At 53.9% G+C, this 12994-nt stretch carries 10 protein-coding genes and 2 pseudogenes; 4 read left to right on the forward strand and 8 right to left on the reverse strand.

Translation table 11 applies throughout. The features are described from left to right. The 4 genes and pseudogenes from rne to DO97_RS19325 form a co-directional block, all read right to left on the reverse strand. Positions 1 to 2003 (reverse strand): annotated as a pseudogene (gene rne, locus DO97_RS21615) (ribonuclease E); the annotation flags it as partial. 408 nt (positions 2004 to 2411) lie between these two features. Further along, positions 2412 to 5100 (reverse strand): annotated as a pseudogene (locus tag DO97_RS19315) (TIGR03960 family B12-binding radical SAM protein). A 19-nt stretch (positions 5101 to 5119) separates the two neighbouring features. Continuing rightward, a complete protein-coding gene (locus tag DO97_RS19320; RefSeq protein WP_036536648.1) occupies positions 5120 to 6457 on the reverse strand; it encodes a TIGR03279 family radical SAM protein in 1338 nt (445 codons plus the stop codon). A gap of 23 nt (positions 6458 to 6480) precedes the next feature. Then, positions 6481 to 7551, reverse strand: a complete 1071-nt coding sequence (locus DO97_RS19325) for an LOG family protein (protein ID WP_036536650.1) — start codon at positions 7549 to 7551, stop codon at positions 6481 to 6483. Here DO97_RS19325 and DO97_RS19330 point away from each other — a divergent pair. Further along, complete coding sequence (locus DO97_RS19330) at positions 7550 to 7732, forward strand: hypothetical protein (RefSeq protein WP_036536652.1); 183 nt, start codon at positions 7550 to 7552, stop codon at positions 7730 to 7732. The genes DO97_RS19325 and DO97_RS19330 overlap by 2 nt on opposite strands. A 26-nt stretch (positions 7733 to 7758) precedes the next feature. Here DO97_RS19330 and trxA read toward each other — a convergent pair whose 3' ends face one another. Beyond that, complete coding sequence (gene trxA / locus DO97_RS19335) at positions 7759 to 8082, reverse strand: thioredoxin (protein WP_036536655.1); 324 nt, start codon at positions 8080 to 8082, stop codon at positions 7759 to 7761. 664 nt (positions 8083 to 8746) lie between these two features. Next, a complete protein-coding gene (locus DO97_RS19340) occupies positions 8747 to 9910 on the reverse strand; it encodes a GuaB3 family IMP dehydrogenase-related protein (protein WP_036536656.1) in 1164 nt (387 codons plus the stop codon). A 217-nt stretch (positions 9911 to 10127) separates the two neighbouring features. On the opposite strand from DO97_RS19340, the gene DO97_RS22680 reads away from it, so the two are divergent. Further along, on the forward strand, positions 10128 to 10316 hold the full coding sequence (locus DO97_RS22680; protein ID WP_072016515.1) for a hypothetical protein: 189 nt from the start codon (positions 10128 to 10130) through the stop codon (positions 10314 to 10316). A gap of 132 nt (positions 10317 to 10448) precedes the next feature. On the opposite strand, the gene DO97_RS24200 is transcribed toward DO97_RS22680, so the two are convergent. Continuing rightward, on the reverse strand, positions 10449 to 10637 hold the full coding sequence (locus tag DO97_RS24200; RefSeq protein ID WP_156120681.1) for a hypothetical protein: 189 nt from the start codon (positions 10635 to 10637) through the stop codon (positions 10449 to 10451). Between the two features lie 2 nt (positions 10638 to 10639). Here DO97_RS24200 and DO97_RS19350 point away from each other — a divergent pair, with 2 nt between their 5' ends. Continuing rightward, positions 10640 to 11479, forward strand: a complete 840-nt coding sequence (locus tag DO97_RS19350) for a YaaW family protein (RefSeq protein ID WP_036536682.1) — start codon at positions 10640 to 10642, stop codon at positions 11477 to 11479. After that, a complete protein-coding gene (locus DO97_RS19355; RefSeq protein ID WP_072016516.1) occupies positions 11479 to 12795 on the forward strand; it encodes an O-antigen ligase family protein in 1317 nt (438 codons plus the stop codon). The genes DO97_RS19350 and DO97_RS19355 overlap by 1 nt, the downstream gene beginning before the upstream one ends. A 90-nt stretch (positions 12796 to 12885) precedes the next feature. On the opposite strand, the gene petN is transcribed toward DO97_RS19355, so the two are convergent. After that, a complete protein-coding gene (petN, locus tag DO97_RS22685; RefSeq protein ID WP_072016517.1) occupies positions 12886 to 12975 on the reverse strand; it encodes a cytochrome b6-f complex subunit PetN in 90 nt (29 codons plus the stop codon). Positions 12976 to 12994 lie beyond the last annotated feature (19 nt).

The raw sequence follows: 12994 nt of genomic DNA on the forward strand, positions 1-12994 counted from the left end.
CCACGGATCGGGGGTTCTTCACTTCCCGATTCAGGAGTACCAGGGGCGAGATGCCCATCCAGGCATAAACTTCTTGCTCTTCTGCGGTCATCTCTACTGCAATTACTTCCCGAGGCTCCCGTTCCCCTGGGGGTCTGGTAGGCTCCGGTGTTCTTGCTTCATTGCCCGTGCTATCCAGCGATCGCCGGGTTGTCCGGTGTCGCTCGGAACGCCCCTTTTTCGTCGGGATGAGATCGTCCGGCGGGGGGGTGAGTTCTGGAACCCCCTCTCGCTCCGGCTCTTCCCAGGAAGCACCCCGAGGTGTCACCGATTCCTTGGGATAACTGCGCTCTCGACTGGGACTCTCAATGGGGGATCGCCCCACCGTGGGCAGTGACTCTCTCCCCTCCGATAGTTGCGGCTTCCCTGTCTCGCTGCCCAGGGGACGGCGACGGCGACGGCGACGGTTATTGCCACCTCCACCCCGCTCTTGATAACTGGGATGGTTTAACAGTTCGGGTTCTAAGCCATCAAAGTCAGTATCTAGGTCACTCCCCTCTCCTCGCCCTTCTAAATTGGGAGCCGATTCAGCAGGATCCGGCAGGTGCAGTCGTCCCCGATCTAAGCTGCGGAGATCGCGCACATCTCGCGACGTTGCGGTGGCACGGGCTCGGGCACGACTACTGCTTTCTCTCAGGGGGTTCTCCTTCCGGAGCCCGAAACTCAGCATCACTCCCCGACTCAAAGGCATCGCTACCGAGAGAGTCGCGATCGCTTTCACTCCCATGTCCGCTACCGGGCAAATGCACCAAATGCCCTAGGCCGTTACAGGCTGGGCAAGTACGACCAAATAATTCATAGATATTTTGACCCTGGCGCTTGCGGGTGAGTTCGACCAAGCCTAATTCTGTGAGCTGGGCAATTTGAGGTCGGGACTTATCGGTCTTGAGCGCCTTGTTAAAGTGTTCCAAGAGTTGCAGTTGATCACGACGGGTGTCCATGTCGATGAAGTCTACAATGATTACCCCGGCAACATTTCGCAATCGCAGCTGACGGGCAATTTCAGTGGCAGCTTCGAAGTTTGTCCATAAAACCGTCTCCCGTGCCGTTGCCGAACGGGTGAAGGAACCAGAGTTGACATCGACCACCGTCAATGCTTCCGTGGTTTCAATAATGATGTACCCCCCCGACGGTAGATCAACACGGGGTTTTAAGGCCTCACGAATGGCAGCGTTCACCCGGAAGTACTCCAGAACCGAACCACGCTCCTTATGGTGATCGACTAACACACCCTGGGGAGCCTTACCACCACTCCAACTCATTAAATGCTGTTTGACCCGCCTTACCCCTGTGGAGGAATCTACCACAATGCGATTAACATCGGCGTTGTAGGTGTCTCGCAGCACCCGTTGAATAAAGTCGTCATCTCGATTCAATAGCGCTGGTGCCCGGGTGGAACTGGCTTCTTGGAGAATGTTTTCCCACTGCCGTTGCAGGGTTTCTAAATCTTCAATAATGGCTTCTTCCGCCATACCTTCGGCTTCCGTTCGCACCACCAACCCCATGCCCGCGGGTTTAATCAAAATTGCCAAGGCTCGCAGGCGATTGCGTTCATTTTCGTTGCGAATCCGCCTCGAGAGATTCACCCCCCGCCCATAGGGCATCAAGACTAAATAACGACCGGGAAGGGAAATATCCCCCGTGAGACGGGGACCCTTGTTGCCGGTGGGTTCTTTCATCACCTGCACCAGCACCTTTTGTTGCGGTGCCAGGAGTTCGGTAATCGCTCCGGTACGCTTGAGGCGGAGCGGGCCTAAATCCGAGACATGGATAAAACCGTTGCGTTCACTATCGCCAATGTTGACGAAGGCAGCATCAATCCCTGGTAAGACATTTTCTACAATTCCGTAGTAAATATCGCTGATTTGATGGCTTCCCTTGGCGACAACGAGTTCCTGGATTTGATCTTCTGAAAAGACGGCAGCAATGCGATGTTGCTCAGCGATAATAATTTGCTTCGACATTCAATTTCCTCAAAAATTTGCAGCGAACAGGACACAATTCCTGTGCGTTTTGCGCTGTCACTGGCCTCAGTTCTACCTGGCGTTGAGCTGTTAAGTTCACTGAGAAAAACCTATGGAATCATCGCCCTGATTGAATCAGAGTCCAGCACCTTCAGAATGGTTGGATAGGAAGAAGCCGTAGAACTAGCCATCATCAAGAGCTAGTCTTGAGCAGTCAAGCGCTCATCCGAACTCGGCGCTGAAGTCTTACACAAAAATGAACAAAATAGCAGGCAGAAGGCAGTTACACTCAGCATTCAGTGCTGGTTCACTCAGCAGCAACCCTGAGGCACTTGATCTGCGATCGCTCCTTTATGTGAAGCATTATAGCGCGCAATGGGAGTTGCGCCACTGTTCTCACGGCAACCTCTAGACTGGCTCTGTCCCTGAGGTGGGAGCGCCTTCAGTCCCTAAGGCGACGGTTTCAGCCAGTAATAATTGACGGCGATGCACCTGATGGAGCTGAAATTCTCGTTGAGAAACCCGCTCCAACATCGTGATCAGATGCTCGGGTCGGAATAGGGTGCCATCGTTGCGACAACTACCGACATACTGCAGCACTGCGGTTTCAGCCATACCTTCAACCACTTCCAGAGTAAATAGGCGATCGCGGAGGTTAATGGCCTGCGGCTTCCCCGATTTGGTTATGTGATCGATCCAAACCTCCGTGACAGTCAGGATGGCATTGACCCATGGTTGCCACTCGGCTGGCGATGTCTCTCCGTCGGTTGGGGGTTGCACCCTCACCGTAATCTCGTACTCGGCCTGGGTCAATAGTTGGGTGGCTGCTGGCGCTTTCAAGTCCACAACGGCAGTGTGATATAGGGGAATCTCCGCCGGAAGTTGCGCTGCCAACTGAGTTTGAAATATTTCTGGGGGCATGGCGGTCGTGAGTTCAAAATCCACCAATTCACCGGAGCTGGTGGCTCCTAGGGGCAGGGCGCTGGCAAAGGCCAGCCGTGGGGTGGGATGAAAGCCGTTGCTAAAGCCGATGGGGAGCTTGGCTCGCCGCAGGGCGCGGTCAAAGAGGCGCAAGAGATCTAAGTGACCCACCAACGCCATATCCCCCTGTTTCCCAAACCACACCCGCAAGCGCTGCACCCGCTGGGGTTCTATGGCAGAACTCCCTAAAAAAGCAGGGATGGGAGGCGGTGCAATAACAATGTTGTGCCCAAAGTCAGACCCACAAACCCCGCAATGGGAGCAACCGTCAAAGGAGCAGTCCGGGACGATGGCTGCTGCCAAAGCCCGCTCTAGGTCAGCCTGGAGCCATTGTTTATCAATGCCAGTATCCAGATGATCCCACGGTAGCGGGGCATCCAAGGGGGGAGGGCCTGATGTCATCTCAGCTCCAGGGGACGGGAAGAGATTCCATTCCCCCTGTTCAACCAGACGGTACTTCCAGGTGAGTCCCGACTCTGCGATTGCCTGGGTCCAAGCAGCAAAGGCGCGATCAGTGCTCTCCCACCAGGAATCCATGCCAGCACCGAGTTCCCAGGCTCGCTGCACTACGGTACCCAGACGGCGATCGCCCCGACCGACAAAATCCTCCATCGCCGAAATCCGGACATCGGTGAAATTAACTTTCAGACCCCGCAGGTAGCGAAACTCTTGACGCAGTAAGTTTTGTTTGCGCTTAAACTCCGTCGTGGAAACGGAGTGCCACTGAAACGGGGTATGGGGTTTGGGGGTGAAATTAGAAATAGTGAGGTTAAAACTCAAGGGCTTACGACCCCGTTGGCTGCATTCCTGCTGGAGCCAGCGCACCGTTTCGGCAATCCCAACGACATCGGTATCGGTTTCTCCGGGGAGGCCAATCATAAAGTAGAGTTTGATGCGATCCCAACCCTGTTCATAGGCTGTTTTCACCCCCCGCAGCAGTTCCTCGTTACTCAAGCCTTTATTGACAATATCCCGGAGTCGTTGGGTGCCAGCCTCGGGGGCAAAGGTTAGCCCCGCTTGGCGGTTGCCCCCCAGCATCTGGGCAATATTTTCATCAAACCGATCCACCCGCTGACTGGGCAGGGAGAGGGAAATTTTCTCCTCCCGCAACCGATTTCTCAGCTCGATCCCCACCGCTGGCAGGGCCAAATAGTCGGAGCAACTTAAGGACAGCAGCGACAGCTCATCATATCCCGTGGCCTCTAACCCCTGCTCAACGGCAGCAATCACCTGTTCTGGTTCCACATCCCGAGCGGGGCGGGTGAGCATCCCTGGTTGACAGAAGCGACAACCTCGGGTACAACCGCGACGGACTTCAATCACCAACCGATCATGCACCGTCTCCACATAGGGTACCAACCCCACGGAGTAGGCGGGGATTGGAGTGGCAACTCGTCGTAATACCCGTTGGGGGACATCAGCACGGTGTGGGTGCACAGAACCATCTGCGGCCATGGTATAGAACTGCGGTACATAGACCCCCGGTACCTGAGCGAGATCGAGTAACAGCGCCTCTCGACTTAACCCGGATGCCTGACCCAATTCCAGAACCAGACCAATTTCGGGCAACAGTTCTTCGCCGTCACCGAGGGCAATAAAGTCAAAAAAGTCTGCATAGGGTTCTGGATTCGAGGTCGCTGTCTGCCCCCCCCGCAAACACCAAGGGATAGTGGGGTTGGGATGCCGTCTCACTGCTCCACGCCGCTGTTGCCCGCTGCTGCCAGGTGAGGGGAATGCCTGCCAGATCCAGGGTTTCCAGAATATTTGTGGCTCCCAGCTCATAGCTCAAGCTGAAACCCACGATGTCGAAGTCGGTCAAGGGGCGACGGGATTCAACGGCAAATAACGGGGTTTGGGTCGCCCGGAGTTTGGCAATGAGATCAGCAGCCGGAAGGTAGGCGCGATCGCAGAGTTGGCGGGGTTGGGTGTTGAGAATTTTGTAGAGAATCTGATGCCCCAGGTTAGAGGCCCCCACCTCGTAAATTTCTGGATAGGTCAGTGTCCACCGCACCGTTGCGGTGTCCCAGGGTTTGTGAGCTGCTCCCAATTCATTGCCCAAGTAGCGAGCAGGGCGCGCAATATCGGGAGTTAACAGTGTTTCAATGGCAACAACCACAGTCAGATCCTTGCAGTTTTTAGGTTAAGGGTTGAATACAGGCTTGTACCAGCGCCGCGACATCGGTCAACGGCCAGATGGGCGTTGCTAAGTCCCGGCTTAACTGTTCAACCGTCAGATCATCCAGAAAGCAAGTATCCCCTGCTTTCAACATCAGAGCCGGCAGGAGAATCCCCTGCCCCAGATTCCGCCCCTGTAAGCCCAACTGTAAATCATGGCCGGTCAACAGTCCGGTGACGGTGATCGATTGTCCCCAATAATCACTGCGGAGAGCTGCTAATTCTACCGTTAACCCTTTGACTTGATTCAACCGTTCGAGGATGGGTTGAAACGCCTGTTCCACCGCATTGCCCACGACCCAGGTCAATCGCCGGGGAGGCGAGATCGCCGCTGGCAGGGTTGGGGCAACGGCCTGAAATTGCTTGAGAAACTGGCGAATTGAGCCGACACCATTGCCAATTTGGGGATAGTCTTCGTAATGGCTTTCTGGGGGTAGCGCTTCGCCAGCAATCAGAAACCATTCATCGGCTAACCAGGCAAACAGGGTGCCGAGTTGCTGCTGAAACTGCTGTTGTAGCGATCGCACCTGTTGAATCACCGCCTTGGCTTCAGCGGGGGTTACGGGGACAAGCTCATCAACCTCCGGGCGAAACCGGGTTAATCCCACAGGAACCACGGCAACGGAAGCAACGGTTGGCAGATCGGCGGTATAAAACTGGGCTAAGTCCAAGAGGGTCTGCTGTAAATGTTTACCATCATTGATCCCAGGACAGAGCACCACCTGGGCATGAATCTGCAATCGCTGGGCTTGGAACCAGCGCAGTTGCTCCAAAATTTGTCCAGCCCGAGGATTCTTCAGCAGCCGCGATCGCACCGCTGGCTCCGTCGCATGCACCGAGACATACAGCGGCGACAGGCGCATTTGGGCAATTCGCTGCCACTCTCGCGGGGAGAGGTTGGTGAGGGTGAGGTAGGAACCATAAAGAAAACTCAGGCGATAATCATCATCCTTCAGGTAAAGGGTTTGACGTTTCCCAGGGGGCTGCTGGTCAATAAAGCAAAAGGGACAGTGATTGTTGCACTGGATCAGGCCATCAAACAGGGCAGATTCAAACTCTAGACCCAGATCGGCATCATAGTCCTTCTCCAATTGCAGGTGATGGAGATGACCAGCGGCATCTAATACCTCCAGATCCAGTACCTCATCGGCACACAAAAACTGGTAGTCAATCAAGTCTCGGGGCTGTTGTTGATTAATGCTCACCAGGCGATCGCCCACCTCAAAGCCAACTTCAGCGGCGATCGACCCTGGTAAGATCGCCGTTATTAAGGCTGGACGAATGGTACTTTCACTCATCTGGGTCTGTCATCACTGGACGCTCATTTAAGTTCTGGGTGTTGGCAGACATCCGCTGAGGGGATGGCCAACCGATTAATGGCGGCAATCAATTGGTATAAACGACCGAGGCTGCGCTGGTCGAAGGATAAAATCAGTCGGGGCAAATCCGTAGTTTCATCTCGCGATTCCTGGGGTAGAGCCACACTTTTTTCAATTCGACCTTGCAGCAGAATATCTCCAAAGTCCTGATTTAACTGATCCACCGCCGCATCCGGCAGCTCTGATTTCAGGCGAATCACCAGTTGATCGCCCACGTAGCGACTGGAATGATAGAGCCGATAAAAATTCGTAATTGCACCGCAGGCGACGGCTAAGTCATCCGTCAGGGTGTAAAGACTCATGTCTGCGGGACTGATGAGCTTACGGGCGAGTAAATGCTCGTGGATATAGGCGTTCCAACCCTGCCAATAGGTACCTCCGGGTCGATCCACCAGCACCAAGGGCACCGGTGCTGACTTCCCACTTTGACTCAGGGTCAGACATTCAAAGGCTTCATCTTGGGTGCCAAACCCACCGGGAAATAGAACTAAAGCATCGGATTCCCGGAGAAAGAACAGCTTACGGGTAAAGAAATATTTGAAGGCAATTAGCTTGGGATCATCTCGAATATAAGGATTGGCATCCGGTTCATAGGGGAGCTGAATGCTGAGACCAAAGGAATTGCCGGGGCCAGCTCCGTGATTTGCTGCCTGCATAATGCCACCCCCTGCCCCCGTCATCACCATAAAACCTTGCTGGGTCGCGTAATGGGCAAACTCAGCAGCTAATTGATATTCGGGGGTCTCTGGCTCAATGCGCGCGGAACCGAAAATGGCGATCTTCCGAATGTGCCGGTAGGGATAGAAGGCTTGGAAGGCTCCCTCCATATCTTGGAGACAGGCATTTAAAATTTTCCAATCCAGGCGATCAATCTCAGCTCTGGCAATCCGAGCGATCGTGCCGAGTGCCTGCCGCACCAGGTCTCCATGGGGTAAAGAAGCCAGCTGTTCCAGCAGCATTTCGATATCTTCCTGGAAAAAATCAGCAGCCGTGGGGGGAAAGGAGCTAACCATGAGTACCCACAAGGATCAAGATTTCAATTCTACTCAGATTGGGGGAGTCCTATCCCCGGTAGCGGTTTATTCCGGTTTGGGGAAGCGAGGGTTGTTGGCGGCGCTGCTCCAGAGGCATTATGGCACCCAAAATAGATTCGCCCAGGGGATGAACCTGGGCGAATCACAGAACCTGGCATAACAAATTCGAGCCGGGAGACAGATGTCTCAAAGATACTTCTCCAACGTACTAGCCAATGTACTCTTGGGGACAGCACCCACGACCATGTCCACCCGCTGGCCCCCTTTGAAGATCATCAGGGTCGGAATACTACGAATACCATACTGACTAGCAACGCTAGGGTTGTCATCTGTATTAACTTTCACAACTTTTACTTGACCGTCATACTGTTGGGCGATTTCATCCACAACAGGTGCTACCATTCGGCAGGGACCACACCAAGGAGCCCAAAAATCAACTAAAACAGGAATTTCACTTTCAAGTACTTCTTGCTTAAACGTAGAGTCTGTAACTTGTGCGGCTACTGACATGCCTAGAGATCCTTGCCACTATCGTTTTCCAAGATTCTAACATAGCGAAAACACAGCCCTCTTGCTGAGAAGACGATACATTTAGACACAATCCTCGAACCATTGGGGGTGTCTTCTCTTGAAGATCCAGGATGATTCTCTGGATCTTGAGAATCGCGTTTCAATAAGAAACCGCCCCAGCGATCGCTGGGGCGGAGTGTGGTGTGAGGAGTGAACGGAAACATTTTGTCTCCGCCACTTCTATTGTAAGTGCCCCCCAGAAAATTGTGAGCAACCCATGGATGGGAATGCCTGAAAAGTCACCTTAAAGATTTCTGTATCCGTTGCTGGGGAGGCAAATGTTGAGGTAATTCAGTCCTGCCAAGGGGCATTTCAGTTGCTAAATAGCCTAGGTATCAATATCAGAGACACCCTTAAAAAAATCAGCAGGACTACCTCCAAATGTATGAACTTGAACTTTGCTGACAAAATCCGGTGAGTTTATTCAGTACCTGAAATCAGCCAGCACAGCTGCTAGCAGAAACCCATAGGTTGCGGACAGTCTCTGAACAATTGTCCGAGACAATAGCTGCAATTAGAGATAGATATCCCACAACAGGGAGGGATATCTGTTGGTGCTTCAACCTCCTGCCATCGATTGCTGCCAGCCGGATCGAGCCTGTGGCTATTTGCCCATGCCCAGTTGTTGTGCCTTCTGGTAGACCTTGCCTTCTGTCAGTAACGACGGGGCGATGACAATGTCTACCTGTTGCATTTCCTGGAGGTTTTTGGCTCCCAGAGTGCCCATACTGGTTCGGAGTGCTCCCAGAAAGTTATGGGTGCCATCATCTAATTGGGCTGGCCCCCGCAGAATTTGCTCCAAGGTGCCAGTGGTACCGACTCGAATCCGGGTGCCACGGGGGAGGACGGGGCTAGGGGTTGCCATGCCCCAGTGATAGCCCCGACCGGGGGCTTCCTGAGCCCGCGCAAACGGGGAACCAATCATCACAGCATCCGCGCCACAGGCGATACATTTACAGATATCGCCCCCGGTGATCAGTCCGCCATCGGCAATGATCGGCACATACTGCCCGGATTCTCGGTAATACTCATCCCGTGCCGCAGCACAATCGGCGATCGCACTGACTTGCGGAACCCCAACCCCTAAGACACCCCGAGAGGTGCAGGCAGCTCCGGGGCCAATCCCCACCAGCACCCCAGCACCTCCGGCTTTCATCAAGTTGAGGGCAACTTCGTAGGTGACACAGTTACCCAAGACAACGGGGATGGGCATCTCTTGGCAAAACTGGGCCAGGTCAAGGGGAACCACCGACTCCGGCGAGAGATGGGCGGTAGACACCACCGTTGCCTGAACAAAAAACAGATCTGCACCCGCTTCGACCACCACCTGGCCATACTTGGTGGCTCCGACGGGGGTGGCGCTCACCGCAGCAATTCCTCCTTGATCCTTGATTTCGCGAATCCGCTGCGTGATCAGTTGCGGTTGAATCGGTTGAGCGTAGAGTCTTTGCATCAAGGGCACAAATTCACTGGGGCCAACGGAGACAATTTGATCCAGTATCGGGCGAGGGTTCGCATAGCGGGTTTGAATCCCTTCCAAATTCAAAACCCCTAAAGCTCCCAGCTGGGATAGCTGCACGGCCATGGTGACGTCTACGACACCGTCCATCGCACTGGCAATAATCGGAATTTCTCTTTCCAGATTTCCCAAACGCCACTGGGTGTCTGCCAGACTTGGATCCAGGGTGCGGAGTCCAGGAACTAGCGCAATTTCATCAATTCCATATGCTCTGCGAGCGGTTTTGCCGCGCCCAATTTGAATGTCCACGCTTCCACTTCCAAGACTACTGAGCTATTTCAGCTAGCCTATCAAATTGAGGGCAGAATTGCCTGTAGGCAAGGCGATCAACTTTCCTCATCCGCTTTTCCCTGGTTGAGTTGGTATGTTAAGATGTTTCTTCTGAGCGTTTTCTGAATCCCAGGCTGTTGGAGAGAATTTTTCCGCTCTCATTATTGTCCAGCCCATCGTTTCGCTTGAGGTAAACATGGCTAAACGCCGCAACCAAAAAAACGAAAAAGCCCTTCGTAACCAAGCCTACGCCCGCAAGTTTCGCAAACGAACCAATACCTCCCGCTTCGGCAGGAGACGGATGGGGCCAGATAACCGAGCCGAAGACTCCGAGATGGAGCAGAACGAGAACAGTGATAAGGATACTGGCGCTGCTGGTCTCTAAGCGTTGCTTAATCCAGTGATCTTGAATGTTCTCCAATCTCAAGAGAATGTCCTCCAATCTCAAGAGCTCTGAGGTTAATAGCCTAAGGTCTTGGCAACGGCCAAGCCAGAAATTAGAGCAGCAGCAATATGATTACCGCCACACCAGTCGCCACAGCAGATGATCGGCATTGGTGTGGTTGTTTTTATTAAATGGGGAGTGGGAACGGAGGTTATAGAATCGCGATCGCTCAATGGCAGCTTGGCTGGGACATAGATCATAATTTGACAATAGTAGAATAGCGAACAGTAGATAAAAATCTCCAGTTGGGGAGGATGGCATTTGTGGATGAACTGAGAGCCGCCCTTGAGTTGGCTACAGAGGAAGAGTTGCAAGAATTGACAACCGTACTCTTCAGTCGCCGCTTTAATCCCCTGGACTACCTCCAGGTTCCCGAGCCGATTGTGGTACAAAGTCAAGACCGGGAGTCCTGGTTAACGGCGCTGGAGCAGCGATTTCGCTTCTTGGCTGCCGATGGGGTGACGGTGTTGCGGGGCAAAGCAGGTCAGATTACCTATCGTCAAGCGTTGATCCAGGTTTGCCGATATCTCAAGATTGTCTACTCGGAAGTATTGTCAACCACTGACTTGGAAGCCGAGATTTTTCTAAATCTCCTCAGTCGTACCTGGAAGCACATGCCGCGATCGCAAAAAGCTGCACTGACCCAGCGGGTTCAAGGTACCCTGATGCAGTCCACCGCCACCCAACAACTGCCCCTGAGTTTGCACCAAGACCCGATTGGGTTGCTGATTAAGGGAGGGGGTGCCCTGGCCGTTAGTTCCGTTCTCCGTGGGGTGATTCTGCGCCAGATTGCCCGTCAGTTTGCCCTCCACTGTGCTACCTATCAGGTGGCTCAGGAGACGCTTCGCGGGGGAGCAGTGGTGGCTGCCCAAATCCACAACCAGGTAGCGCTGCAAACTGCACGGCGCAGTATGACCATGACAGCCGCACGCTACGGGGCGGTGCGAGGTCTGTTTGCTGTGTTAGGGCCAGCGCTGTGGGCCTGGTTCTTTGCAGATCTAGGTTGGCGGGCGATCGCCACCAATTATGCCCGCGTCATCCCCACAATCTTTGCCTTAGCGCAGATTCGTCTGACCCGATCTGACTGTTTTGAACCCGCCTGATGCCAGGGAAGCTATCAACCCGCCTCCTAGATCCCTGGAGCTGGATTCAGGGAGGATTGGGGTTCCTGGTGTTCAGTCCCCTGCTGGGAGCCGTGGGTCTGGTCGTTGCGGCGGGTCTAATCTGGCAGCAACATTACAACACCTTGATACGCCGTTCCCTCTGGTGGGGATTTGCCGCTTGGGGACTTGGGCTGGTGATCACAGCCTGTTTTGCCGTTCATCCCCAAGATGCCTTCCTGGGCTTGTTTAATTTTTTACCCTTCATTGGGGTATTTGCAGCGGTTCGTATCCAGCTCCAGACCCCAGAGGCGTTGCGACGCATTACCTGGATTCTGGTGTTGACGTCCGCCCCTGTTGTCATCCTCGGTCTAGGGCAACAATTTTGGGGTTGGGCTGGCCCCATCCACCTGGGGTTGCTAATTAACTGGTCTCTGGAGGCCACGGGGAACCCACCGGGTCGGATGTCATCGGTGTTTGACTATGCCAATGTGTTTGCTAGTTACCTGGTGATCACCTTCACCCTTACCTTGGGGCTGGGGATTGACACCTACGCAGCTCCCCAAACTAATGACCTGGGACGGCGACTCCGCCTGTTATTACTGGTCTGGATTGGCATTGGCAATGGCATGGCGCTGATCTTTACTAATTCTCGCAATGCCTGGGCGATCGCCCTTTTAGTCTGTCTGGCCTTTGGGGTCTATTTAGGGTGGCGCTGGCTCTTGGGGATTGTCAGCTTGATCGCCGCAACGATCTGGGGGGCTGCCTTCGCCCCATCGCCCTGGCAACAATGGTTACGATGGCTGGTTCCTGCGTTCTTTTGGGCACGGCTGACGGATCAACTTTATCCTGATCGTCCGGTGGCCCAGCTGCGAACCACCCAATGGCACTTTGCCTGGACCTTAGCAACCCAACGCCCCTGGACAGGATGGGGACTGCGCAACTTTACCGCCCTCTATGAGCAACAAATGCATCTGTGGTTGGGACATCCCCACAACTTGTTCCTGATGCTGGCCGCAGAAACCGGGATTCCCTCTGCAATGGCGCTGTTTGCATTGGTGGGCTGGCTGGTGATTCAAGCGTGCCAGTACTTGGGACAGAAGTTGGGATCCTACCGCGATCGCCGCTTACTCTTTACTTACCTGGTGGCTTTTCTGGCGATCGCCCTGTTTCACAGCCTCGACATCACCCTATTTGATCTGCGGGTGAACCTGTTGGGCTGGTTATTACTCGCCACCATGGATGGCTTTGTTGCGCCAGGACAAGTTAACGGCCTTGCTTCTCTTGATCCCGACGCCGGCGATCGCGCCATTCAATAATGGTGAGGTAGATGACACCACCACTGACTACCACCAGTAACCCGAAGGCAGTCAGGGCCATAATGCTAAACGCTGAGGTATCTTCCACGGCTAGAAACCGTTACGCCCCCAAACAACCATCGAAATCGAGAAGGTGAACAAAACCAGCACCGAGACCCAACCAAGCGTCAAAATATCCATAGCTGTCTGTGAAACCGGG

Origin of the sequence: Neosynechococcus sphagnicola sy1 (assembly GCF_000775285.1) — a bacterium.
In the GTDB taxonomy this organism is placed as follows: Bacteria; Cyanobacteriota; Cyanobacteriia; order Neosynechococcales; family Neosynechococcaceae; genus Neosynechococcus; species Neosynechococcus sphagnicola.